Annotated in this window: 24 protein-coding genes; 12 read left to right on the top strand and 12 right to left on the bottom strand. The window is 47.3% G+C overall.

Translation table 11 applies throughout. The features are described from left to right. Positions 1-19: 19 nt before the first annotated feature. The 3 genes from QUB68_RS07805 (at position 20) to QUB68_RS07795 (ending at position 3,387) form a co-directional block, all read left to right on the top strand. Positions 20-1,156 (top strand): glycerate kinase, encoded by a 1,137-nt coding sequence (locus tag QUB68_RS07805; protein WP_332990979.1) that lies wholly within the window; start codon positions 20-22, stop codon positions 1,154-1,156. 692 nt (positions 1,157-1,848) lie between these two features. Beyond that, a complete protein-coding gene (locus QUB68_RS07800) occupies positions 1,849-2,910 on the top strand; it encodes a sodium-dependent bicarbonate transport family permease (protein WP_332990977.1) in 1,062 nt (353 codons plus the stop codon). Between the two features lie 144 nt (positions 2,911-3,054). Continuing rightward, positions 3,055-3,387: a P-II family nitrogen regulator gene (locus QUB68_RS07795; protein WP_332990974.1), complete on the top strand. Its 333-nt coding sequence runs from the start codon at positions 3,055-3,057 to the stop codon at positions 3,385-3,387. Positions 3,388-3,847: 460 nt separating this feature from the next. Here the strand turns inward: QUB68_RS07795 and QUB68_RS07790 are convergent, their stop codons facing one another. Further along, positions 3,848-4,213: a hypothetical protein gene (locus tag QUB68_RS07790; protein ID WP_332990973.1), complete on the bottom strand. Its 366-nt coding sequence runs from the start codon at positions 4,211-4,213 to the stop codon at positions 3,848-3,850. A gap of 326 nt (positions 4,214-4,539) precedes the next feature. Here QUB68_RS07790 and QUB68_RS07785 point away from each other — a divergent pair, with 326 nt between their 5' ends. Further along, a complete protein-coding gene (locus QUB68_RS07785; protein WP_332990972.1) occupies positions 4,540-5,067 on the top strand; it encodes an orange carotenoid protein N-terminal domain-containing protein in 528 nt (175 codons plus the stop codon). 355 nt (positions 5,068-5,422) lie between these two features. Here QUB68_RS07785 and QUB68_RS07780 read toward each other — a convergent pair whose 3' ends face one another. Then, positions 5,423-7,255: an ATP-binding protein gene (locus QUB68_RS07780; protein WP_332990970.1), complete on the bottom strand. Its 1,833-nt coding sequence runs from the start codon at positions 7,253-7,255 to the stop codon at positions 5,423-5,425. 401 nt (positions 7,256-7,656) lie between these two features. On the opposite strand from QUB68_RS07780, the gene QUB68_RS07775 reads away from it, so the two are divergent. Beyond that, positions 7,657-8,376, top strand: coding sequence for a response regulator transcription factor (locus tag QUB68_RS07775; RefSeq protein ID WP_332990968.1), 720 nt, complete (start codon positions 7,657-7,659; stop codon positions 8,374-8,376). 614 nt (positions 8,377-8,990) lie between these two features. Continuing rightward, complete coding sequence (locus QUB68_RS07770; protein ID WP_332990965.1) at positions 8,991-10,643, top strand: alpha-amylase family glycosyl hydrolase; 1,653 nt, start codon at positions 8,991-8,993, stop codon at positions 10,641-10,643. 342 nt (positions 10,644-10,985) lie between these two features. Here the strand turns inward: QUB68_RS07770 and QUB68_RS07765 are convergent, their stop codons facing one another. From QUB68_RS07765 to QUB68_RS07755, 3 genes are all read right to left on the bottom strand, one after another. Continuing rightward, entirely contained in the window at positions 10,986-13,634 is a 2,649-nt protein-coding gene (locus tag QUB68_RS07765; RefSeq protein ID WP_442923049.1) for an EAL domain-containing protein, read from the bottom strand. Beyond that, entirely contained in the window at positions 13,592-13,765 is a 174-nt protein-coding gene (locus QUB68_RS07760) for a hypothetical protein (RefSeq protein ID WP_332990962.1), read from the bottom strand. The genes QUB68_RS07765 and QUB68_RS07760 overlap by 43 nt, the downstream gene beginning before the upstream one ends. A gap of 126 nt (positions 13,766-13,891) precedes the next feature. Further along, positions 13,892-14,692 carry a DUF2267 domain-containing protein gene (locus QUB68_RS07755; RefSeq protein ID WP_332990960.1) on the bottom strand — a complete coding sequence of 267 codons (801 nt, stop codon included), beginning with the start codon at positions 14,690-14,692 and terminating at the stop codon, positions 13,892-13,894. A 550-nt stretch (positions 14,693-15,242) separates the two neighbouring features. Here QUB68_RS07755 and QUB68_RS07750 point away from each other — a divergent pair. Beyond that, positions 15,243-15,701 (top strand): response regulator, encoded by a 459-nt coding sequence (locus QUB68_RS07750; protein WP_332990958.1) that lies wholly within the window; start codon positions 15,243-15,245, stop codon positions 15,699-15,701. On the opposite strand, the gene QUB68_RS07745 is transcribed toward QUB68_RS07750, so the two are convergent. From QUB68_RS07745 to QUB68_RS07725, 5 genes are all read right to left on the bottom strand, one after another. Next, positions 15,670-16,086, bottom strand: a complete 417-nt coding sequence (locus tag QUB68_RS07745) for a DUF2294 domain-containing protein (protein ID WP_332990956.1) — start codon at positions 16,084-16,086, stop codon at positions 15,670-15,672. The genes QUB68_RS07750 and QUB68_RS07745 overlap by 32 nt on opposite strands. 268 nt (positions 16,087-16,354) lie before the next feature. Then, positions 16,355-16,744, bottom strand: coding sequence for a BON domain-containing protein (locus QUB68_RS07740; protein WP_332990954.1), 390 nt, complete (start codon positions 16,742-16,744; stop codon positions 16,355-16,357). A gap of 250 nt (positions 16,745-16,994) precedes the next feature. Continuing rightward, the gene (locus tag QUB68_RS07735) at positions 16,995-17,156 is read right to left on the bottom strand and encodes a hypothetical protein (RefSeq protein WP_332990952.1); all 162 of its coding nucleotides are present in this window, start codon (positions 17,154-17,156) and stop codon (positions 16,995-16,997) included. A gap of 16 nt (positions 17,157-17,172) precedes the next feature. Next, positions 17,173-17,394 (bottom strand): hypothetical protein, encoded by a 222-nt coding sequence (locus QUB68_RS07730; protein ID WP_332990951.1) that lies wholly within the window; start codon positions 17,392-17,394, stop codon positions 17,173-17,175. 99 nt (positions 17,395-17,493) lie between these two features. Beyond that, a complete protein-coding gene (locus QUB68_RS07725) occupies positions 17,494-17,649 on the bottom strand; it encodes a hypothetical protein (protein ID WP_332990948.1) in 156 nt (51 codons plus the stop codon). Positions 17,650-18,466: 817 nt separating this feature from the next. Between QUB68_RS07725 and QUB68_RS07720 the strand changes: the two genes are divergently transcribed. Further along, positions 18,467-18,715 carry a hypothetical protein gene (locus QUB68_RS07720; RefSeq protein WP_332990946.1) on the top strand — a complete coding sequence of 83 codons (249 nt, stop codon included), beginning with the start codon at positions 18,467-18,469 and terminating at the stop codon, positions 18,713-18,715. A gap of 191 nt (positions 18,716-18,906) precedes the next feature. Here QUB68_RS07720 and QUB68_RS07715 read toward each other — a convergent pair whose 3' ends face one another. Continuing rightward, complete coding sequence (locus QUB68_RS07715) at positions 18,907-19,731, bottom strand: cyanophycinase (protein ID WP_332990944.1); 825 nt, start codon at positions 19,729-19,731, stop codon at positions 18,907-18,909. Between the two features lie 360 nt (positions 19,732-20,091). Further along, complete coding sequence (locus tag QUB68_RS07710) at positions 20,092-20,289, bottom strand: hypothetical protein (protein ID WP_293149664.1); 198 nt, start codon at positions 20,287-20,289, stop codon at positions 20,092-20,094. Positions 20,290-20,670: 381 nt separating this feature from the next. Here QUB68_RS07710 and QUB68_RS07705 point away from each other — a divergent pair, with 381 nt between their 5' ends. The 4 genes from QUB68_RS07705 to coaBC all read left to right on the top strand — a co-directional run bounded on the left by QUB68_RS07705 (position 20,671) and on the right by coaBC (position 25,252). Further along, entirely contained in the window at positions 20,671-22,581 is a 1,911-nt protein-coding gene (locus QUB68_RS07705; RefSeq protein ID WP_332990941.1) for an ATP-binding protein, read from the top strand. A 160-nt stretch (positions 22,582-22,741) separates the two neighbouring features. Further along, a complete protein-coding gene (locus QUB68_RS07700) occupies positions 22,742-23,368 on the top strand; it encodes an alpha/beta hydrolase (protein WP_332990940.1) in 627 nt (208 codons plus the stop codon). A 46-nt stretch (positions 23,369-23,414) separates the two neighbouring features. Then, positions 23,415-23,627: a protein IsiD gene (gene isiD / locus QUB68_RS07695; protein ID WP_106150386.1), complete on the top strand. Its 213-nt coding sequence runs from the start codon at positions 23,415-23,417 to the stop codon at positions 23,625-23,627. A gap of 410 nt (positions 23,628-24,037) precedes the next feature. After that, positions 24,038-25,252: a bifunctional phosphopantothenoylcysteine decarboxylase/phosphopantothenate--cysteine ligase CoaBC gene (coaBC, locus tag QUB68_RS07690; RefSeq protein ID WP_332991165.1), complete on the top strand. Its 1,215-nt coding sequence runs from the start codon at positions 24,038-24,040 to the stop codon at positions 25,250-25,252. Positions 25,253-25,282: the final 30 nt, after the last annotated feature.

The following is a 25,282-nucleotide window of genomic DNA, read 5'->3' as shown; positions in this document are numbered from 1 at the left end:
GCCCGATATTTTTAAACAGATGGATCGATCGAACTTAAATCCTGTAGAAATTTTAGAAGCATGGATAGCTGGCGATCGCCCGCTCAGGAAGATCAGCGCCGCCGAGTTAGAATTGCTGGCAGTTTGGGAACTTGCGGATGAGGCGCGATCCTCTTCGAGGGCTTCGCGATCGCGCGCTTTTAACATTACTCCTGACAATGTAGCCGATGTTGTCCGTCACAAAACAGATTTATTCTTGTCTCTGCTTGATCAACTGCATACTTTCCCGCTCAAGTCAAGTGTTTTTCTCGAAACTTTGTGGAATCTGTGGCTGCCACTGGCGATGCAATTATCGACTGAAAAACAAAGTTTAAAGCGTCCTCTAATTCAAGGAATTTTAGGAGGACAAGGAACGGGGAAAACGACTTTATGTCAAGTTTTGAAGGTGATTCTGGGAAAAATGGGATATTCTACGGTCAGCATTTCTTTAGATGACCTTTACAAGACTTATGCCGATCGCCAACAACTCCAAAAAGCAGACCCGCGTTTAATTTGGCGTGGCCCCCCGGGAACTCACGATCTTGATTTGGGAATCGCAGTTTTAGACAAGTTGCGCGGTTCTCTAACTCACAATTTAGCAGCAGTTGACCATCCAAAAATAGAAATTCCCCGGTTTGACAAATCTGCCTACGGAGGTGCAGGAGACAGAACTCAACCAGAAATTATTTGCGGTGCGGATATTGTACTGTTTGAAGGTTGGTTTGTCGGCGTGAATCCAGTGGCTGATCGCAGATTGAACGAGTTTTTAGCAACTGCGCCGTTTCCGATTTCTACAGAGGCTGACTGTCAGTTTGCGCGCGATATGAATGCGAAGCTACACGACTATTTGCCGCTGTGGAACCGATTAGATCGGTTGATGGTTTTGTATCCCCAAGATTACCGCCTTTCTCAAGTGTGGCGCAATCAGGCGGAACGGGAAATGATGGCGCAGGGTAAGTCGGGAATGTCGGAAGCCGAAATTAATCGGTTTGTTGAATATTTCTGGAAAGCGCTGCATCCTGAGTTATTTATGCAGTCGATGCTGGAGGGCGATCGGGTGGATTTGGTAGTGGAAATTTTGGGCGATCGCACTGCGAGCAAGATTTATCGGGCGATCGACTTAAAATCAAGCAATTAGCGACACTTAAAACTTCATAGATGTGATATACTCCCCGTCCCTTTAGGGCTGGGAATATCAAACTTCATTGGGACGCGCTACCAGTAGTCTTACCTTCCCTCCATGTCCGTTTATAGTCGTGGCGATATCCCATCCCGACTTTTTCTATATTTTTAGATTCGTTTGTATCTCTGTCGTGGTGCGTTCCGCAATTGAGGCAAATCAACTTCCGATTGAAAAATTGTGGAAACATACCAGAAAAGACCTAAAACGGGGAAATTATTCGAGTTTAGATCAACTAAAAAAACAGGTAAATATAATTATCAAATCTCTCACGAATGAAGAAGTTTTATCTCTCTGTGGTTGCGACTATATCCTTGAAGCTATATATAGGTGCAACTTCATAGTGAATTGGTATGAGTGGGTACCCGAAAATGCTTTCCCAGATGCATCGCTCGGATTTTACGCACAAATTGCTGGTAAAATTTGTTCACAACAAACCATTGCCAATGAATCACCACTGATTAGCGCGATCATTTGCGATCGCCGGAGCGAAACCTGATATTCCAGCACATGACGCACTGGGATACAGATGCAATAAATTGGCGGGTTGACTCGCTCTCACCCGGATGCGTGGAGCCAGCCACCCAGGATTCGAGGACACGCTTGCCTGTCGTTTTAACCCCTAAATTCTGATTGAGGAGAATTACCAAGTGGATTTCTTGTCCGATTTCTTTGTGCGCTTCGTGGCGCAGTTACAGTCCCCAACACTCGGCTTTCTGATTGGTGGTATGATCGTTGCCGCCCTCGGTAGCGAACTGGTAATTCCAGATCCGGTCTATCAGTTCATCGTCTTCATGCTGCTCATGAAAGTCGGCCTGACCGGTGGTCAGGAGATCCGCAATGCCAATCTGGTGGAGATGCTGTTGCCCGCAGCGTTCGCCGTGATATTGGGGATACTTATCGTCTTCATCGGACGCTACACGCTGTGCAAGCTGCCGTACGTCAAAACCGAGGATGGTATTGCGACCGCGGGCTTATTCGGTGCCGTGAGTGGCTCTACCTTCGCGGCCGCCCTGACACTACTGGAAACGCAAAATATCCCATACGAGGCATGGTCCGCCGCACTCTATCCGTTCATGGACATCCCAGCGCTCGTGACTGCGATCGTCTTGGCCAGCATTCATACCACCAAGCAGGAGGAGCGTCTCAACAAGCAGCGCGCTATCGCAGGCGATTATCCCAGCGAGCAGCGCAGTAGCGAAGACAAACGGGTCAAGATATGGCCCATCGTCAAGGAAAGCCTCCAGGGTTCTGCCCTAACAGCACTGCTGCTCGGCCTCGCTCTAGGTCTGCTAACCCAGCCGGAAAGTGTCTATAAAACCTTCTACGATCCCCTTTTCCGTGGACTGCTTTCGGTACTGATGCTGATCATGGGTATGGAAGCCACGGCAAGGATTGGCGAGCTGCGCAAGGTTGCCCAGTGGTACACCGTATACGCCGTGGTCGCACCGCTGCTGCATGGGCTGCTCGCCTTTGGTCTCGGTATGATTGCCCACTACACCACGGGATTCAGCCTTGGTGGCGTCGTGGTTCTAGCCGTTATGGCTGCCTCCAGTTCAGACATCTCAGGGCCGCCCACTTTACGAGCCGGTATCCCGTCGGCCAATCCCTCTGCCTACATAGGAGCGTCCACAGCCGTCGGCACGCCGGTGGCGATTGCCTTGGGAATACCGCTCTACATCGGACTCGCCCAGGCGCTGGGGGGCGGCTAATCCCAGACGGGTCGCGGTCTGCCCGTGATCCCCTGGTCGGGTGACTAACGCGGCGGCTATAGTATCAGCACGATCGGGCGATGCCGCTATTTTCCTGAGTTTCTATAATAGTTCAATGAATACACACATCAAGAGGTAACCCACATGGCTAAGCCAGCCAGCAAGCTCGTCATTGTCACAGAAAAGGTGCTGCTGAAAAAGATCGCCAAGATCATCGACGCAGCCGGGGCGACCGGTTATACGGCGGTGGACGCTGGCGGTCAAGGCAGTCGCAACGTACGCTCGACGGGACACCCCTCCGTTTCCGACCACTACTCGAATGTAAAGATCGAGGTGCTCACCGAAAGTCGGGATATGGCCATGAAGATTTCGGATGAGATCGCAGCGAAGTTTTTCGACGATTATTCGGGCATCGCCTATATCTGTGAGGCGGAGGTACTGAGCGCGCACAAGTTCTGTGGGCCGGACGGCTGTTGAATCGAGACGACGCAGCCCTTAACACGAGTATATGAAGGGAATACCATCGCCTTCGACTCGTTTCCTAATAGCGCGCTTGCTATGCTGAGCGCGCTAGCACCATACGATCGATCGGTCAACAGGAGACCATCAAACAGCTTTCACTCGGGGCGATTCCTCCCAGATGCGAACTAATGCGTGGCAATCGACGGCCTGATAAATTTAAGCCGAGAATACTTGAAAAATCGCGCTTCAACCACAATCCAGCTCCGTAGCATCTGTGTTCTGCATTCAGAACTCGGAAAGCACTCAAGCAAAAAAATACTTTTTACAAAAATGAGATTATCTCTGCCGATCGTACACTCAATTGAGAATTCAGGACTTCTGCAAAAAGTGCTTTTACGCGCGAATTGTAGCCGTAAGGTGCGCCCGGGCACCCTACAAAATAGAGCTTCTGCGTCGAGGATTTAGAATTGCTAAATTAACTGCCGGGAGTGCCAAGTTCGATCGCCTTTTGCACCAAATCATCGGTAACATTGCCCGGTACACCTGCGGGGTTAATTTCCTTAGCCATCGACAGAAAATCAGCCGGGTTGCCGCTTGTATCGGCCGGCATTGGGATTTCTTGAGGAGCGGGAATCTCAAATTTAGGTGCAGTTGCAGCGGCGGCTGCTTCGGCGCCGGCACTCGTGCGATCGATTTCACTAACACTGAATTCTTTTGAAGCTTCGTAGTCTGCGGATACATCCACCTTTGGCAACTTTTGTTCTCCAGCTTCCACGCTTTCAGTTATCTGAGCAGCGTCAAATGTTTGAGTGTTATTTGATTCTGTATTTATTTCAGACATAGCCAACTCCTTGCTAGTTTTATTTAACTATTCAATTTCTTTATCATTACTTTATCTTTTGGCTTTTTCATCTACCCGCAGATGTATTGTTGGCTTCTATCTCAAGGATGATTTCTGCAAGGTGACGGCTCAACATTACACCTGTTTCCAAAATAATGCAACTATCGCCCGTGATCCAAACCCATACATACTAAGTCATTCCCAATTTTTAAATCTAAAATCTAAAATCTAAAATCTAAAATCGCATTACCTCTCGGGGATGGTGACTTGTACTTACAAATGTTGATATTTATATATTCTGGAAGCATTTTTAAGGAATTTTATTTATGAACTCACCCGCCGCCACCAATTCTCACGCTCTCTCAGACGATACTCAAAACATGGTTCAGAAAATCAACGGGTTGGGTACAGACGAAAAACTGGCGCTGCTGTACTTTATTTATGAAAAAATGGGAGATTCAATTACGCCAGCAGCTCCCGCCGCCGCAGAACCAGAATTAGCGCCCGTGCTGCTAAATGATTTTTACAACCTTTCCCATGACCAACAACTGAATATCATGCGAGGTATTGTCAACCGCGACGACACGCCCTATTCTCGCGCTTACGGAGCTTTAACTGCTAACAATCAGTTGGTGGTTTGGTATGCTTGGGCTATTGGTATGGGGGAAAAAATTGTCGATATCCCCGAAGGATATGAGGCAACAGAGGCTGTGAATGGCGTGTTAGGTCAAATTGAAGGTCTGGAGTTTGAACAGCAAATTTCGGTGCTGCGCGACGTAGCTAATAATATGGGCTACACCGATGTTAAACCAATTGAGACTCAGGCTCAAGTAGGGAAAACTTCTAGTCTTTAGGAAATAAGACTCGGCGCTTGAAACCCCGTCTTGTCAAACGAAGATAAGACTCGGCGGTTGAAACCGCTACTACACATACGAAGTCTGCCTCCGCAGACTGAAGAATAAAGCAGGCATTAACAGCCGGATTTGGTGTAATTGTCGGACATAAATAAACCTCTGAAATGTCCGCTGTTTCTATGCCAACTCCGGTTTTAATACTTGTTTTTTTTAGTTCATGAGTATACTATGTCATTGCGAGCTCTTAGCGAAGCAATCGCCGAATCTGGGATTGCTTGGCTAAGAGCTCGCAATGACAATTAGAGATATCTCGATGTGAGTGAAGTACAATGTTTGCCGTTAGGAATTGGTTTTTTTACTGAACTTTTCGCGGAATTTCGATCTGAAATGTCGAACCTTCTTGTAGTTGACTTTCTGCCGTAATTGTGCCGTTCATCATCTGGACTAAGTAGGCGCTAATCGCTAGTCCTAAACCAGTACCTGGATAATGGCGGGTTGTGGTTTGGTCGGCTTGGCGGAATTTGTCGAAAATGTGGGGCAGATCGGTTTCACAGATGCCGATTCCTGTATCCCGAACGACGATCGCTAGCCGATCGCCATTTAATTCCCGCACCTCAATGCAAATACTGCCCCGATGCGTGAATTTAACCGCGTTGGAAATCAGATTCACCAAAACTTGGCGCAGGCGCAACTTGTCATTAACTATAAACTGATGCTGCAAGCAGGCGCTGACGGACATTGCCACATTCTTGTCGGTGGCTTGATTTCCGAACTCCAGGGCGGCATCCATTACTAAATCCGCTAAATCAAATTCTTCAGTTTTTAATTCTGTGCGCCCGCTCTCGATTTTGGAGAGGTCGAGGATATCGTTAATCAGCACGAGCAGGTTTTTACCGTTATTTAAAATGCGCCCCACCATGTCCGTTTGCTGGTCGGTCAGCAGTTGTTTGTGCTGGCGCAGTAGCAGTTGGGAAAAACCGATTATCGCATTCATCGGAGTTCGCAATTCGTGGGACATGGTGGCTAAAAATTGCGATTTTAACTTTGCTGCTTCTAGCAGTTGCAATTTTTGCTGTTGAATGCGCCGGCCCTGATTTTCCAATTCTTCCTGCTGGCGAATTAGCAGCTCGTTTTGCAAGTCTAAAAGCTGTTCCTGCTTTTTTAATTTTTCGATCGCCCGCGCGCTGTTAATCGCGATCGCAGCTTGTCTTCCCATCACCGCCAGCAGTTGCAGAGTGCCCTTGTCCATGGCCGCGCTGTCTTTGCCGTTACCAACCGCCAGCACGCCCAAACGCCCGGTTTCCCCGGACTCGATCGCCGCAGCACAGGCCGCCGCCGGCACTGCTGTGCCCGACTCGGAGCGCCACAGTTGCGACTCTCCCGTCGCAAACGCTTTCAGCAGCAGGTTGTCTTGCAGGTGCGGGGTTGTGCCTTTCTCAAAGTTTGACCCGCCCCCGACAGCACTGAGTTTGAGACCGCTGCAATCGCAGTCTGGGAGCGCCACCAGGCAAAATTCAGCTCCGGCGATCGCCTCCACGGTTGCGTCCGCGATCGCTTGTAACAACTCGTGCAAATTACCAGCCCGCTGGCTCAACAGATTTGTAAACCGATCGAGCGCCTGCAAATCTGGTACTGCGTCCATTTTGCCCAAATTTTCGGCTTTCAAGTTAGCTTCCTCGCTTGCTTCCGAGCCCAAAAATCCTGGTTCTACAGCAGGCGCGGCTGGAGTTTGTGGGAGCGCCTCTATATCTGTGTAGGTTCCCACCCACTCTAAAACATCGTGACTGTCTGGGTTGGCGGGCGAGCCTCGGGCGAGGTTCCAGCGGTATCTGCCGCAGCGCGCCTGGAGACGAAATTTGATTTCGTAACTTTGCCGGTTCTCAGAAGTCGGCGATCGCGCCAACAGACGAGGGCGATCTTCTGGGTGGACGCGGGCCAGATAGCCAAAACCCAAAGCTGCTGCTGTTGGTACTCCCGTGTACTCCTCCCAGCGCGGCCCTAAATAAGTCGCCCAGCCGCTGGCGTTTGCTTTCCAAACTATGTGAGGAGTTGCCGACCACAGGCGGTCGTCCTGAGTTTCGCGATCGTTAATTGGCCGTTGGGGGGATGTTATTTCTGATGCCTTGTATAGTATTTCCGCGTCGGAAAATTCAGAGCGAAAAGATTTATTGCCGTGATAGTGAGTCATAACTGGTTTTATAAAAAATAAGCCTTGAAGGTGAGTCCTAACACCGGCTAAAGAAGGAGTGCTGCTAGCTTTATTGACTTTGACGTACCAAGTGCATCAAAAGTTTTTATACTTTAAACTTACCGAGGTACAGGTATCTTTACCTCTATCAACGGGCGGACAATGGGATAATTCATGTAAACTGTTATAACATTGAGAGCTTACCAGTCCCGATCGCGCTTTCCAGGCATTCTCCGCAAAATAACTTGAAAATTAACTTGCAATCTTGGCGACTGCATGAGTATGCTGGAAAAAGATGTGCGGGCTGTCAAACCCTAAATCAGGACACATTCTCAAATTTACTCAGTTTAGCTGAGTCAGTTGACGATATTTTAAAAGTTTAGCGGGCTATTGGAAGAAAGATGACTAAAATTCGCGTTGCTTTGATTGAAGACCACGACCTGACAAGAGTCGGCATCCGCACAGCTTTACAACAGCGTGACACGATAGAAGTTGTCGGCGATGCAGCCAACGCTACCGACGGATTGAAACTGCTTCAGTCTTCAAAACCTGACGTAGCAATCGTAGACATTGGCTTGCCAGATTTTGACGGCATTGAACTTACACAAAAGTTCAAAAAATCTATAGCGGACACAGATCCTAATACCAAAGTTTTGATTCTGACTTTTCAGGACAATGAAGAAGAAGTGCTGGCAGCTTTTGCCGCCGGAGCTGACTCTTACTGCATGAAAGATATCAGCTTCGATCAGTTGTTGGATGTAGTAAAAGTAACACACGAAGGTAACTCATGGATCGATCCGGCGATCGCCCGCATCGTCCTCAAACAAGCTCGCACCAAGGAGTCTGCCCCGGAAGAACCGAAGGCTGAGGGCAAAAGAGTCACAATTAAGGCGGCCGAACCCGAGTTCAGTCACATCATTGAAACTTACCCTTTAACCGAGCGGGAGTTAGAGGTTTTGGAACTGATCGTGCAGGGTTACAGCAATGCTGCGATCGCCGAAAAACTGTACATTACTGTCGGTACAGTCAAGACTCACGTCCGCAATATTCTGAACAAGCTGTGCGCTGACGACCGCACTCAAGCGGCTGTTCTCGCCCTCCGTTCGGGCTTGGTTGGATGAAGCTTTATTCAGTTGACAGTTGACAGTTGACAGATGAGTGCGACTTCTACCTAGAAGGAATAGGATTGGAGTAATGAATAGTCTTCTTTTAATTTCTCCCTAAAATGAAGAGGCTTTAAACCAATTCTTTCTGCTTATTATCAGGCAAAAAGTAGTTAAAAGCAGTTGAAATTAAGGTGCGCAGTGCGCACCTTATCGCCAAAACAGTAGGGTCGCACTGCTCACCTTACTGTCAAAAATGTAGGGTGGCGATCGCGCACCGGCAGCCAAATAATTTTAAATTTAAACAAGTTAGAGTTAAAGTCCTCATCTATCGCAGTGCAGATATTTAAAACAATCTTTTTTTAAGGAAATCAACCTTAAGATAGATGCCAAATAATTCTCACGTTTCTAATAGTTATGGTTGAGCAATAAGAAGTGAGATAAATTCCGATCGCACTGCCGATATTGCGCGATGTCACTTCATAAAATGCGCCCACCCGGTCAGATACTCCTACTTTTAGGAATAGTTAAGCACTTACAGAAATTATATCCGCAGAGTGATGCCTGAGGTCGCTTTAATTTGCGAGATTAAAAGTATTAACTGCTACTGAAATATTTTAGAAAGAGGTATTATGGCCGCTCCAATTGAATTCAAGTTATTTGCTCCCTACAACAAAGGAGCTGCCTTGATGGGGTCTTTTTCTAATTGGGAAGAAATCTCGATGGAAAAGGACGAAGAGGGTTATTTCCGCACGCGAGTTGAATTGAAGGATGGCGTTTATCAATACAAATTCCGCGTGCAGTCCAAAAGCTGGTTTCTGGAAGCAGATCAGTGGGTAGATGTGGTAGATCCCTACGCTACTGATATCGACAATCCCACTCAAAACGCCCTGATTCGGATCAAAGACGGCGATCGCATTGTCGATACCTACGTGTGGCAACACGACGACAAACCGCTACCGGGCGATCGAGAATTAGTAATATACGAAATGCACGTTGCCGACTTTTCCGGCGGCGAAGCCGATCCCCTGGCGCGCGGCAAGTACGAGCACGTCGTCGAAAAACTCGATTATCTAGCCGAACTCGGCATCAACGCGATCGAACTCATGCCCCTCAAAGAATACCCGGGCGACTACAGTTGGGGCTACAACCCCCGCTACTTCTTCGCTGCCGAGTCCAGCTACGGCACCACAGCAGAACTCAAAAACCTGATAGACGAGTGTCACGGGCGCGGCATTCGCGTCATCATGGACGGGATTTACAACCACTCCGAATCATCCAGCCCTCTGACTCAAATCGATCACGATTATTGGTACCACCACGCCCCCCGCGATGCCGACAACAATTGGGGCCCAGAATTTAACTACGAATTCTACGACGAAAACTTAGGAACTTTCCCCGCACGCAGATTTGCTGGCGATACAGTCCGCTTCTGGATTCAAGAATATCATCTCGACGGCATTCGTTTCGACGCGGCGCGACAAATTGCCAACTACGATTTTATGCACTGGATAGTTCAAGAAGCCAAAAATGCCGCCGGCCCAAAACCGTTTTACACCGTTGCCGAATACATTCCCGAAACTCCCAGCATCACGAATCTAGAAGGCCCGATGGACGGCTGCTGGCACGACAGTTTCTATCACTGCATTGTCGAACACATCTGCGGCGATACTTTTGATTTAGAGCGCCTCAAAGACGTAATCGACTGCAAGCGGCAAGGTTTCTTGGGTGCTACGAATGTAGTCAATTATTTGAGCAATCACGACCACAATCGCGTATTCTCAGAATTGGGCGATCGCGGGATTTTTGATGCAGCAGCATTCAAGCGCGCCAAGTTGGGAACGGCGCTGTTAATGACAGCAGTTGGCGTGCCGCTGATTTGGATGGGCGAAGAATTTGGCGAATACAAAGCCAAAACGATCGAGCAAGCTAAAATTGACTGGACGATGCTGGGAAATGACCAGAATAAAGGTTTGTGGGAATACTACAAAGGCTTGATTCACCTGCGTGAAAACAACCAAGCACTTTACACGGAAAACATCGACTTTTTCCACGAAGACCCCGACTCGAAAGTGTTTGCTTACACTCGCTGGAACGATGAAGGTTCGAGAGTTGTGGTAGTGGCGAATTTCTCGGAAAATTATCTAGGCGGTTACAGCGTTCCCCACTTCCCGGCAAACGGAACTTGGCACGAATGGACGGGGAATTATGATGTGGAATCTGGCGATGATAATATTATGATTGACTTGCCGGAATACGAAGCAAAAGTGTTTGTTTGGAAGTGAGATCAAATCCCGTTACATCAGAATTATACCGCAATATGGTTCAGTTAACAATGTTTATTGCCCGGAGATCCCCCTAAATCCCCCGAAAGCAAGGGGGACTTTGAGAACACTCTTGTCCCCCCCTTTTTAAGGGGGGTGCCAGGGAGATCTGTCTTAGCCCAAGCGTATTGCTCTAAATCCCCCTTAAGAAGGGGAGTAGGGGTTGACTGTCGATCAACTTCTTGTCCCCCCTTTTTAAGGGGGAGTAGGGGGCAAGCTAAGGGGGGATCGGGCTTAACTGAACCGTATTGAATTATATCTCTAGCGAGCAAGATGCTCCCACTCCTGCGAAAGCTTTCATTGTTAATTTAAACTAACTATTTTGCCCGATCGATTTTCTAGGCACAATTCCGTGGCCGCAGCCGCCGGTACTGGCTTGCTAAAGAAGTAACCCTGACCCATCTCGCACTGCAACGACTGCAAAAATTCCAACTGTTCTGCTGTTTCCACTCCCTCGGCAATCACCTGCAAATTCAAGCCCTGTCCCAGGGCGATCGCCACTTTCACAATAGTAGCACCGCTGCTGCCGTTGAGCAAATCTGCCACGAAGGATTTGTCTATTTTTAAATTATTTAGCGGCAAGTTTTTTAGCGACCACAGCGAAGAATAACCGGTACCAAAATCGTCCAGAGAAATGTGAATTCCCATTTGTTGCAACTGCTGCAATACCGAAACCGTAAAATTCACATCACTCATGGCAATGGTCTCGGTAATTTCTATTTCTAAATATTCCGGATTTAACTCGGTTTCAGACAATATTTCAGCGATGGTTTGTACCGTGTTAGCTTGCAGAAACTGGCGGCCTGATAAATTCACAGCTATCCGCATCGGCGGCAATCCCATTAACTGCCACGCTCGATTTTGCAAGCAAGCAGTCCGCATCACCCATTCGTCAATTTGGCAGATAAATCCTGTTTCCTCAGCTAAGGGAATAAATCGATCGGGAGAAATCAAACCGCGTTGGGGATGCTGCCAGCGAATCAGAGCTTCCATGCCGACTATTTTGCCGGTATTTAAGTTTATTTGCGGTTGATAGTGCAGCACAAACTCTGATTTTTTCAGAGCTTTGTAAAGCTGATTTTCTAAGTTAAGTTCCTCGGAGACTTGATTGCCGATCGCCCGCGTGTAAAACTGATAATTATTCCGACCTTTCTGTTTTGCTTTGTACATCGCAGCATCAGCATTTTTCAGCAAAGTTTCTGCATCTTCTCCGTCATAGGGAGCCAAAGCAATTCCCAAGCTCGCCTTAGTATAAAGTTCCAGACCGTCAAAATCAAAAGGACTGCTTAAACTCTGGATAATTGCCTGGCACACATTAGTGGCGTCCTCAGGGCTGTTGACATTGTGCAGCAGCACAGTAAATTCATCCCCGCCCCAACGGGCGATCGAATCCCCCACGCGCAAACAGTTAGTCAAACGCCGAGATACACTTTGCAGCAACAAATCGCCCACCGGGTGACCGAGAGTATCGTTAACATTTTTAAATCTGTCCAAATCTAGAAAGATCACCGCCAACATTTCTGCATTTTGGTGAGCGTTAGCTAAAGCTAAAGACAGTCTTTCATTAAACAGCAATCTATTCGCTAAACCTGTTAATGGGTCGTGAGAAGCTTGATGTCGGATCATCGCCTCGACGCGCCTCTGCATTGCAGCCATGTACAGGTGAGTGCCTAAAGATTTTGCTAGCTTCTGTTCGTCGCTGCTCCACTTTTGAGCTTCGCCGATTTTGATTTCTTTCCAAGCTGCAAAGGACTGTCGGGGACGATCGCTCCGGGCGTCGGAACTGCAACGGCCAGCCCACAAAATTTCGGTTTCTACGGCTGCGCGAAAAACCGTGAGACAGCCGATGCACTGTTGGCCGTATTGCAGCGGTACTGCCAAAAATGACCGAAGGTCAGCTTCGAGAAAATTGGCAGATAAAGATTTGAGTTGAGGTTCTTTAGAAATATCGGAAATCGCATACAAGTGCGGGACGATCAAACTGGTAATATTTGTATCAATCGATCTGTAATGCTCGGAATATAGATTTTGAAAAATACCTAATTGGCTGCTACGATCGGCAGTTTCTGCTCGATCGTCTTCGTTGGCAAACCCCATGATCTGCTGCCAAAACTCGCTGAGTTCCAAGTCGGTGTCCCGGGGCTGCTGGCCGCAGGTATAAAGTTTAGCCGGTCGATCGCCAAACTCGGCTGCAATGTACAGTCGCCCTCCCGAACCGCGCAAATGCTTGACAGTTTGTTCGAGAACTGCTTGCCGAATTTCGTTTAGTTCCAGAGGAGAGTGCAGCAAACTGCTAATTTGGTTGACAACGGCTTCGTCGTGCGCTTGCTGTCGAGCTTGACTGAGCAGAAAAGATTGGGCGATCGCAATTGAAAGCTGATCCACAAGCAACTGCACCATTTTCAATTCTCGATCGCTAAACCGTTTCGGTTGGCTGTGGTGAGACACCAACAGCCCCCAAAGCTGATTTTGATGCAAAATCGGCACCGTCAGAGAAGAAAGTGCCCCCATAGCCTTGAGATATTCAGCGTGACAGGAGTCTACAGGAGAATAGCGAATATCTTCAACTGCTAAAGTTTTGCCGGTTTCGGGACAATCTAACCGATTAATTGTTTGATGCTTCAATCCCACATCTACAATCACTCGCTGCCGCGCTTTGACAAACATGGAGCGGGCACTGTTGGGAATGTCGCCCGCAGGAAAGCGCAAACCCAACAGAGATGGCAAGTTGTCGCCGTTGGTGGACTCAGCAATCACCTCGCCGCTACCGTCGGCCTCAAAGCGATAAACTTTGACCCGATCGCTTCCTAAAAAGCTGCGGATTTCTCGCGCCATTGTCGTCAAAATCTCTTGCAGTTCTAAAGAGTTGCGAATGCGATTGGTAATTCGATTGAGTAAAATCTCTTGTTCTAGAGTCGATCTTGACATTTCTCTAACTTTTCGGCGGGCCATCCCTTTTGATCTCCAGGGCTGTTAACAGCATTTTTGCGAGCCACAGTATGAACTGGCCCTGTATTATAGACTACAACACTTTCGCTGCGTTTGTGGGATTTACCCAACCCGCCGAGAATCAGGACTTGCATTCCTGAGTACAAACTAATTGGAGCGCATCCACAAAATGGGTTGACTCTCGCAGCATTCTGCACTAAGAGCCAGAATGCTGCGAGACTCAACCCGGTTTCTCAGTATTTATACTCAGAAATATCCCGTTAAGCCGACTCCCAAATTTCCCGAATTCTGTCCGGCAAAAAGCCCGCTATTTCCTGAATTCGCTCCTCGGACAACTCATCCTTCGTTGCCGAAAATACAGCGGCGATCGCAGTTTCCGGTTTTACCCCAGAGGGAAGTCCGCCTTCTTGTTCCACCCGAAAAGCAAACAAATTGGAATCGATCACAAAAGGTGCAGGCCCTTGCCAAGGCGGACGCACCCGGCTCAGCAATCCCACCAGCGGATTCGTATCCTTCCAGAGGTCTGCTATTTCTTTTTGCAGGGTTTTGTCGTCTGTCGGCAAAACTTCTTTGTGCAGTTCGGCTTCCACGCGATCGCTGGCTTCTGTTGTCATCAAATCGCGCATTGTCCGGTACACCAATTCTGTAATGTCCCGGGCGTCAAAAATGTCCTCCAAGTGGCCGTTTACCATCACTTTTTCCAAAAACGGCATATCCTTAGAGGCGATCGGAACTGCCGATCCTTCTTGATGCAGGGACTTAGGAGGATTCGTCTCCATTTTCTGCAACAGTTTGCGGCCTTTTTCTGTTAAATCAGCTTCTTGAAATGCCACTAAAGGCGGCAATAATTCAGTGCCTCCGTAAGGTTCTCCGCTAAACTCCGCTTTGATAAATTCTCTTTGGTTGAGGTAGTCCAAATGACCGAGCAGTTCCGCTTCCGCCACCTCTCGACCGACATACTCTTCGGCTGCATTCCTAATTTCCGACTCTCCCCTGCCGTTGCCGCTGCCAATCTGTTTGAGCAAAATGTAAGTCAGGTCGTCTCTGATTGGAATGGTCATCAAAACCTCCTAGGTTAATATCCGGTAAATATCCAGTAAAAAATGTTTTTTTTACTTGCTAAAATTGTGATCATTACTACTTAAAAACATTGAAGTCTAAACTAGACAAACAAGAATCTCTCAGCAGGTGGAAGTTGCTAAAATTAAGTGCCGCTTAGAATCTTCCTTTAGGTGGATTTACGTAGGGAGACCAGCGTCTACTGTTTGTACTAGATGGAAAAGCCGCCGCCACTCTTCAAAGCAGAAATTAACGTAGGATAGTTGATTCGCAAGATTTTTCCTGATCGGCTCTTGTTGTCAAAGCTGACGCAACCTTAGGGGGTAAGTTGGCAATTTGCTCGGGTATCAGTAAAATTATGGAGATGCTGTGGCATCGATCGAATGGTGCAGTTTTTGCTCCAGCTTGCACCGATATTGTACAATCGGGCTATACCGCAGACTGGCCGTCTGAAACCTACCAATACGAGCCAATCTATTTCAAGTGCCTGAGCGCCACTTGAAGAATGCCTCGGGGATAACTTTTTTGATCGAATATCGATCGGCATTATTTATGAACTACCCTAATAGGAATAAGAATTTGGAATCATCGTCTTTAAAGAGCGGAGAATCGGGGGTTGACCGCCGTCCTTTAGTTTTGGCTGTAGACGACAATCACGACAACTTAGAGCTGCTGAGGCAAATACTCGATTTATTCGGCTGCGAGTGCGTGGGAGCCGTTGACGGGTACACAGCTCTGTCAGCAGCAGTCGATCGAGTTCCCGACCTAATCGTACTCGACATTTGCCTGCCGGATATAGACGGTATAGAATTAGTCAAGCGCATCAAACAAAATCCTAAGCTCATACATATTCCGATTGTGGCGGTCACAGCACTAGCAAAAACAGAAGACCGCGATCGCATTCTCCAAGCCGGCTGCATTGCATACCTTTCTAAACCTTTTAACATCAAGGATTTAGAAACTATTCTCCGCCATCACCTCAACTATCAGTCGCTTCTGGTTGAGTTTTAGACTTTTGACTAGCATCGCGAACTTGAGGTGCAGACTCCAAAATTGCGATCGTCCCGGTGCGGCCTGTCTGGAATGTCGCATCGCTGAACAAATCAATCACTCCCACACCCAAAACCTGTGCGATTAACTCTTTCAGTTGCAATTGCAGAACCGACTCTAATTGCGATCGCACCTGGGATGCCAAATCTTCCTGACCGTTCTGAGCCAGCAATTTTTCTGGTTGAGTAATCGCATTTTCGATCACAATTATCAATTTATTATCCAAAAGATTGCACACCGCCTGACTCGTTTGGTGTCCGAATAGAGATCGGTACAAAGCTTGAATCCCTTGTGCAAGACTCCGTTCTAATTTGCCTCTAGTAGGTACTAAGGTTTCCCCAGTCATATTTTTTATCTACAGCAACATAACTCAAAAAAATGTAAGACAACAAGCAAGACATTTCCTTGCAATCGGCAACCTGGGGAAAGTGCAATTAAGAACGCCCTCACCGTCAGGAAGGTGGCGATAACAGTTAACAGTTAACTGGTAAGCTGTTCAGCAATTAAATTGTATGCCAAGAAATAATCAAACTCTTGTGGGGTGGGCTTTGAGCATCACCCCGAATATGCAATTTAAATGCACAACAGCTTAACTGTTATCAACAACCGTGGCGCTAGGCGACAGTAACTTGATCGGTTTCCACCCCAGTTGCACCCTTAACACCTTTAGCAATTGTCACTAACTTGTTGACAATTTCCTGACTGGGAACCGTCCCTTTGAGAACCACTGTAGTGCCCAGTTGAGCCACATAAACAGTCTCAATATCCGCAACATCAGGATTTGCATCGAAAGCCTGAGCCACCCGTTTAGCTAAACCGCTTTGATCGTATTCTCCATTCAATCCCATGCGTTCCGGGGCGATTGTTTGAGTCGCAGCAGCCGGTTGGGCCACAGGTTGAGCCTCAGCTTGAGGTGCAGCTACAGGTGCTTGGTAAGCAGGAGCTTGCACATTTTCTTGATTTTCCAGTTTTTCTAAACCAAACAGTCTTTGGAGCCAGCCCATAGAGTTTGTCCTCCCACAAAGTTTTTGTTAATTGACAGTTGGCACGGCGCCGTGCAATTCTTATTCTCAATCACCGGAATTGCGATCGCAGCCTTGGACGCAGAAACCGAGTTTTTATACAAAAAAAACATCGTTACAGCCATCCTGCCCGGTAGCACAACCCGATTACTTGAGTTTTGTACGCATAAATACAATTTAATGTTGTACAACTTCGCCCATCATCTACCTGTAGACATAAATTCTCCGGCTCTCAGACAAATACCTGGGCTGACCATTCCGGCAAATCAAACTTAAAGCCTTCGTCTCCAACTTGTACGATTTTGTTGTACATCCACTCGTGCCTATTTCCCCCAGCCGGGAAGTTAGGAATGCAGTAACCAGATAGATAAATATCCGCAAAATTGGCAACCACTACTGCTCGCGTTCCCTCATCGCAAAGAGCGGTAGTAAGCGAGCACCTTAGCGGCGGGATTTTCGTGGGAAAATTCAATATTTTCGGTGTAAAGTGCAGGCAAATTTTGCCGCAGCCGCATCATGTGTTTATAGTATTCCAACAACTCATGATTTGGCTGATTTGTCAACAAAGACCATTGCAGTTTATTCGGCTGGTTGGGAGTTTGCCTACTGGATTGTCCGAACTCTTCGCCCATCCTATGAGTAGTGCGATCGATCTCAGTAGCGTAGGGGTCATTAACTTCTACCCATTCGTCCGGTTCAAAACATAGACTTTGGGGCTGAAGTCGAAACTTTTATTGATAAATACCGTCTGCTCGCTGAATTTTAGTGCGGAAATAACCTCTCTCATCTTTTTCTAAGGAAATTTCTTCCCATTTAGAAAAAGAGCCGAGCAGTGTAGCTGCTTTGTTGTTGGGAGCGAAGAGTTTGAATTCAATTGCAGCGGCCATGAATACCTTGTGTGCAGAATTTCTAACTGTGATTAGTATTCATTTTTACAATTTTGCCAATCTGTCGCCATCGTTCTCAAGAGTTAAACCCGTCACGATGATTCTGTAAGGTTCGCACACTTAAGTCGAAAGTTTTTTGTCTCTCTCGTTTGCATCGAAGTCTCGATCCCCCTAAATCCCCCTTAAAAAGGGGGACTTTGAGAGGGTTTCCAGTCCCCCCCTTTTTTAAGGGGTGTGCCAGGGAGATCGAGGGCCTAGTTGAGTAAGGTGCACGCTGTGCACCCGGAGGCCTGATTTAAGTCAAAAATGTAGTTAAAGTAACTAAAAAATATTAAGCACTGTTTATGAAAAGTAATTTAACTTTTGATAACTAGATAAATCGTGATAAAAATTTAATATTTGTAACTAAAGGAACATTTTTTAGCTGAGAGAGCTAATACCGTAGAAAGATGTCATTTTAGGCGGAAAGAGCGAGGATGAGCTTGTAATTATCAAGTAAGGAAAACCAGAAAAATGAATCATTCATTCAACTGGATTTTCGCGCGATCGACTTGAAGTCGAGTTTGAGCCGAGAAGAACAATGATTATTTTTGCTTAAACTTTAACGGCACTTGTTTTCTAGTTCTTGATTGGCAAACTTGGTTTAACCCTAATCAGCTAAAACGACTGCTGCTACCTCAGTAATTGGTAATCGGTGAAAATCTCATTCGTCCCTGTTACCTGTTAGATATTCCGAGCAGTGGCTAAGATGGCTCTAAAAGTTTAATGTGGGATGTTGGCTAATTACCGTTACTGTAAAAACTCTGGAGCGTTAAAAATGCTAAAACAAATGTGTTGGTTGCCCAGATTGGGAGGCAATGGAGAAAAAATCTTACACTTGCGTACCGAAGCCCGTCAAGCTTGGCGGCCTTATACAGCTTTTCCGCAGTTCGCTGCATCTGACTACCGGGAACCGGGCGGTTCTAAGGGATGGGCAACTTTCCAGAAGCTGAAAACTCAAGGGTGGAATTTAATATCGACTGAAGAAGGGCAGCAGTCGTTCTTTGACCAACAGAAAAGTGCTTAAAAAAACCGAAACCGCAGGAATAAAAGAAGAGGTAAAATCCTCTTCTTTTTATTTATTAGTGTCTGGGACGAATCAACTGGGTTTTTCAACGCTGATACTTCGCTCAATCCGCCTCTGTTTGCCGATGATCGGCACATTACAGAATTTTGAGACTTGTGCAGCGTTGCAAGTAAGTGACGCGATCGCCCTTTCTACACTGCCGCGGCTACCCGCTTTAACACCGGCTGGCGAGTTTTCAAATTAAATCGGTAGCCGTGGGGGAGGATGTGCAACTGAGCCCCGCAAATCGCCAAAGCCTCATCCTTCAACAGTCCATCTATATTGTCGTGGAGTTTTTCCGACTCGTCGATGACAGTTACAGCGCCTTCGCCAATGACTTCAAACTCGTCACCGCTGACTAAAATAGCTGTATTTTCGTCAATCCCAAATCCCAAGACTGCTGGTTGCAGCAAGAGTGCCGCAACTAAGCGTCCCAGACGGCCTCGCTGGGCGAAATGCTGGTCGATGACAACTCCCGGCAGGAAACCCATTCCCGGGCCCATTTCTACCACATCAAAGCGGGGATTTGTCTGTGATTCTCCTTCAATAATCATGATGTCTGGCATCATCGCCGCGCCGGCACTGGTACCGCCAATGATTATCCCTTCCGAGTAGCGTTTGTGCATAGCTGCGTCGAGTATGGTATCTTTCAAGCAGCTAATAATCCGCGCTTGCTCCCCGCCCGTAAAGAATATGCCAGTTGCTTGTTCGATCGCTTCTAAATAATCTGGATTGTTGGCATCTTCGGGTTTCTGCGTATCAACGACTCGCACATCTTCCGCGCCCAACCGCTCAAACACTCGGATGTAATTATCTCCGACTTCTCCCGGGAGGCTTGTCGCAGCCGTCATCACTACAATGCGGGCTTTACCGCCTCCGGCGCACCGCAGGAATTCCCGCAAAATTTTGCAGTCCCCTTCTTTGTCTTCCGCGCCGCCAATAATTAGCAACTTCCCCTGATTTTTGCGGCCAGCCATATGATCTGCACTCTGAATTGATTATATTTTAATAAACCATAACATTTTTGTTTACGCAAACTGCCAAAAGGTATATATAGATACAGAAATTTATCTGACTTTGATAACTCCTGGACGGACAAAACTCAAGCATTTCGGGTTTTTTGACTCTTGCTGCGGCCTGTTACACTATTTTTGGTAAAAAAAACTAACCCCTCCTCACAGGATAGAGGAGGGGTCAAAAAATGAGTTTAAATTGCAGGACTCACGCGTGCGGGGTCATCAACCGGGTTTCTGACTGGATGCTTCGCCGATTCTCCTATTAGTTTCTCCGAGAAACCGGGCTGATGAGCGCAAGTTCTAGATTAGTCCGATCGCCCCTTAGTGCGATCGCTCGATCAAATTGCTCAATACTGTACGCGCCCGTTCCAAAGGCAGGTGTCTGGGTTTGCCGTTCCAGACAATCTGATATTCGTTGCTGTGTTGACCGTCGCCGTACCCAGAAATCAGTTTCAGATGAAATGCTTCCTCAGCTAATTGATGAACTTGATCCCTGAGAGCAGTTTGTGCGATCTTCATAATTTGCTGCCTCTTAAATTCTCTTTCACAGTCATAAACAATTATAAGTGGGCACTGTACCTCTCCAAAGTTATAGCTTTTTTTATCAATGGGGGAAGGAAGTAGTCATTAGTTATAAGTGCTTAGTTATAAGTGCTTAGTCATCAGTGCTTAGTCATCAGTGCTTAGTCAGAGGTTGAAGGAAGATTTTCCCACTCTCCCACTCTCCCACTCTCCCCATCTTTACCCGCTCGCGAAGCCTTTATAGCCCTCTCCCGCTATGCTGAAGGCAGAATTGGTCGGAGTATTTGTCTCACTGCTGCAATATCTATGCCCGCAGGTAGTATCCCATGCACAGACAAGAGAGTTATTGTCAAAAGTTAGCTAAAAGGAGGTTAGAAAATGCTGCAAGAAAAAAGCACCGAGACAGCCCGCGTCAATGCTCGAAAAACCGATGTTTTTGATATTTTTAACTTCAAACACTACATCGGGCCCAACCCTTATTTAGAAACAGCGGCTTTAGTTTGCGATTTTGCGGTGACGGATGCGAGCGAACCTTTGCCGATCGCACATTACCATGAAATTATTGGCGATCGCTACCCGCAACTGCTGCACGAAACTTTCTCCAACCACGCCCAACTGTTCGGCCGCACCGCCTCAGAAGTAGCAAAACTCGACATGGGTTTGCACTTCCAACACTGGAACGTCAAGCCGTTTTCTCAGTTTAGCAGAATCAGCATAGAAGCACTTCATGCCCGTAGTGCCAGAGCCGTAGTTTACGCTGTTTGGGATTGGTTTGAAGCCATCAATCAAAATCAAGATTTCCCCTTAGAAGCACAAATTGGCGCGCTGCAAAATATGTTCCGCCAGTCTGTTTACGGAGGCCCGACAGTTTATTCATTAATGCGATCGGCATCCCAAAAAGGCATACCCGCATTTTATTTGTGGGATGAAGGACTGATGCAATACGGTTACGGCAAAAAACTGGTGCGCGGCTCGGCAACAACTTTTGATTCTGATAGCCATTTAGACTCAGATTTTACCACGCGCAAAGACGATTGTAAAGCTTTTCTCGCTACATTAGGATTTCCGGTTCCCAAAGGCGATATCGTCTCCACAGAAAACGGATCTCTAGCAGTTGCGAGAGAAATTGGCTACCCAGTTGCTGTTAAACCAGTAGTCGGCCATAAAGGAATTGGAGTCACCGCAGATGTGCGAGATGCTGAGGAATTGCAGGCGGCTTTTAAAAGAGCAGTTAAGGCAATTCCCGAAACAGAATCGGTGCGCGTAATTGTGGAAAATAGCATCACAGGATCTGATTTTAGGCTGCTGTGCGTGGATGGCAAATTTGTTTCTGCAACTGAACGCCGGCCAGCTTCGGTAACAGGAGACGGCGACTCAACAATTCGCGAATTGATCCGCCGCGAAAACCGCAAACCCGAACGTTTGGATACGCCAACTTCGGCGATGAGCAAAATTCAGTCCGACGAAGCGATGCAAATGTATCTGGAAGAACAAGGGCTGTCGTTGGATAGTGTCCTGGAGCGCGATCGCACTGTTGCTCTGCGCAAAGTCGCCAATCTTTCCGCTGGCGGCGTCAGCATCGATGCTACCCGCACTATTCACCCGGATAACATTGTTTTGGCTCAAGATATCGCCCTACATTTTCGGTTAACTTGTTTGGGGATTGATGTGATAACAGAAACTCTCGCCAAATCTTGGAAAACAGGCAATTTTGGGATTATCGAAATCAATGCCGCGCCGGGAATTTTCATGCACCTCAACCCGGCTGTCGGATCAGGCGTTGATGTGCCTTCGCATATTATCGATACTTTCTTTGAATCGGGAAAATCAGCCAGAATTCCGATTATTACTTTTAACACAATTTCGGTACACGAACTGCAAGAAACAATCGACCACATTCTTTTGCAGCATCCCGATTGGACAATCGGCGCTGTTTGTCGCGGTGGACTTTTTGTCAACCGTTCGGAAAAGGTTTTGAATAAGAATTACAATCTTAACGTGCAAACTTTGCTGCGGAATCCTAAGCTCGATTTGTTGATTGCTGAATATCCCGAAGATGTTTTGGAAGCTGAGGGAATGTTTTATCGGGGCAGCAATATGGTGGTGCTGGACAATCCGGGGGAAACTGAGATGATTTTGGTCAGAGAAAGCACTGATGAGGATACTGTTGTGGTGCGTGAAGGGAATAATATTTCTATTCGCCGCCAGGGGTTGATCGAACAGTACAGTCTCGGGGATGACGAACCGTTTACGCGGGTTTACTTGAAGGAAATCGGGACTGTTATGTAAGGTGCGAATTGTTACCTTGGTAAGGCTGCATTGCGCACCCTACAGTTAGTTAGCGTACCGTAGTAAGGTGCACGACTGCATCCTACAGTTAAAAGTTGGATTTTACCACCTGCAACAATTTATAATTGTAGCAAGGCCAGATTACCAATTACTAATTACGATGTCTTTACAATTTATTAGCATTCCGCCAACAACCGATCGCAAACCAGTCGCTTTGATTGTCGCTTTGCACGGATGGGGTGCTAATGCTCGGGATTTGACTTCTTTAGCACCGGCTTTCAATTTGCCGGATTATCAGTTTGTGTTTCCCGATGGCCCGTTTCCCCATCCCCAGGTAACGGGCGGCAAAATGTGGTATGACCTTCAAAGTAAAGACGCTCGCGGATTGGTAGAAAGCCGACAATTGCTGAGGGAATTGTTGCTGTCTTTGGAAAGCAGCACGGGCGTACCTTTGTCTCGCACGATTTTAGGCGGCTTTTCTCAGGGCGGAGCGATGACTTTGGATGTGGGATTGACTTTACCCCTAGCTGGCTTAATTTGTCTGAGCGGTTATTTGCACCCGTCGATTTCTCCTGTTGCTGGGAGTGCTTTGCCGCCTGTTTTAATCGTGCACGGTACTCAAGATACTATTGTGCCCGTTAGTGCTGCTGTGCGATCGCGCGATAGTTTGACTGCTTGGGGAGCTGCGGTGCAGTATCGAGAATTTAACATGGGACACGAGATTCTGCCCGAAGTTGTAGATGTAATGCGAAGTTTTGTTGTAGAAACTGTGTCGAAATGTGATTAAAGGCTTATTATATAGTATGGCGGAAGTCTCGGGCAGGGTAAAAAACATGAAAACTTTAACCAAAGCATCGCGCGATATTGCTGTACTTACTTCTCAGGACGTGGCAGAATTGGCTGTCCGTTTGGAAGTTGACGATTATACAGATCCTTTTGAGGGATTGAATGATTGGCATTTGTTGCGATCGCTTGCCTTTCAGCGGCCGGAGATGGTTGAACCTTATCTCCACCTTCTGGATATGGAAGCCTACGACGAAGCATAGGCTTAAAAATCTAGCTTAAAAATTAAGGGCGGAATTGAGGAAGAAGTTAGCAGCATATTTTGTTGCGGATTGAATAGATGAGTTATGGATTTTTGTCTATTTTCATCTTAACTTCTTTCTTGATTCTTTTTTATGGGAAAATAGACTTTAATTGCATACATCTTTGATTGATAGACTAACCGCAGATGTAAGGCGGATAAACACAGATGCAACGCAGATAATTTTAAGATAGAAAAGCGCATGAATGCAATCTTGTCTAATGACCAATACGGTTTAGTTAGCACTGTTTATTGCCCGGAGATCCCCCTAAATCCCCCTTAAGAAGGGGGACTTTGAGAGCTTCTTGTTCCCCCCTTCTTAAGGGGGGTTAGGGGGGATCGGACTTAACTGAAGTGTATTGGTCTAATGAGATGAATGGCAGACGAATTTTAATCGGCGTTAGTGGCGGGATTGCTGCTTATAAAGTTTGTGAAGTAGTTTCAACTTTAGCGAAGGCTGGAGCAGATGTTAAAGTGATTGTTACTGATGCTGCTCAAGAGTTTGTAACGCCTTTGACTTTTGCTACTCTTTGCCGCCATCCTGCTTTTACTGACAAAGATTTTTGGCAAGCAAATCACGGCCGCCCGCTGCATATTCAACTGGGAGAATGGGCGGAAGTTTTTGCGATCGCTCCCCTGACTGCTAATACTTTGGCTAAGCTGGCGGGGGGTTTTGCTGATAATTTGCTGACTAATACTGTGTTGGCTTCTAATTGCCCGATTTTGCTGGCACCGGCGATGAATACGGATATGTGGGAACAGCGGGCGGTGCAGCGGAATTGGCGCGAAGTGTTGGCGGATGGGCGCTATCATGCGGCGAATCCGGGAACGGGTATGCTGGCGTGCGATCGCGCGGGTGCGGGCAGGATGGCAGAACCTGGTGAGATTTTGTCTCACATAGAGTCGCTGTTGTATACGAAGGGCGATCGAGATTTAGTCGGCAAACGGGTGTTAATCAGTGCGGGAGGAACCCGGGAACACCTCGATCCGGTCAGGTTTATCGGCAATCCTTCCACGGGCAAAATGGGCGTAGCTTTGGCGCAAGCTGCACAGCATCGCGGCGCGACGGTGACGCTGGTACATAGTATCACTGGGGAATTGCCGCTGTCTGGGGTGCGGGCGATCGCAGTTACGAGTGCACAAGAAATGCGGCAGGCGATGCTGGAATGCTTTCACGATGCGGATTTGACGGTGATGGCGGCGGCGGTTGCGGATGTGAAACCGGCTGAGTACAGTAGTGAGAAATTGCCGAAGCGATCGCTGCCGAATTCTTTGCCTTTGGTGCCGGTAGCGGATATTGTGGCAGAGTTGGGAAAATTGAAACAGCCGCACCAAAAACTGATCGGGTTTGCAGCACAAACTGGGGATATTGTCAAGCCTGCGTTGGAAAAATTGCGGGCTAAGAAGCTGGATGCGATCGCGGCCAACCCGATCGATCGAATAGGTGCAGGTTTCGGCAGCAATACCAATCAAGCAATATTAATTAATGCCGCCGGGAAGCAAGTAGAAATAGCACCTTGCAGCAAATTAGAAATGGCTCACAGATTGTTAGATTTTGCCATGAAATCCGGAACAGTTGACAGTTGAGAGTTGAGAGTTGAGAGTTGACAGTTGATG

Origin of the sequence: Microcoleus sp. A006_D1 (assembly GCF_036702805.1) — a bacterium.
Taxonomy (GTDB): domain Bacteria; phylum Cyanobacteriota; class Cyanobacteriia; order Cyanobacteriales; family Microcoleaceae; genus Microcoleus.
Note: the sequence above shows the minus strand (reverse complement) of the source record. Positions and strands in the feature narration are given on the sequence as shown.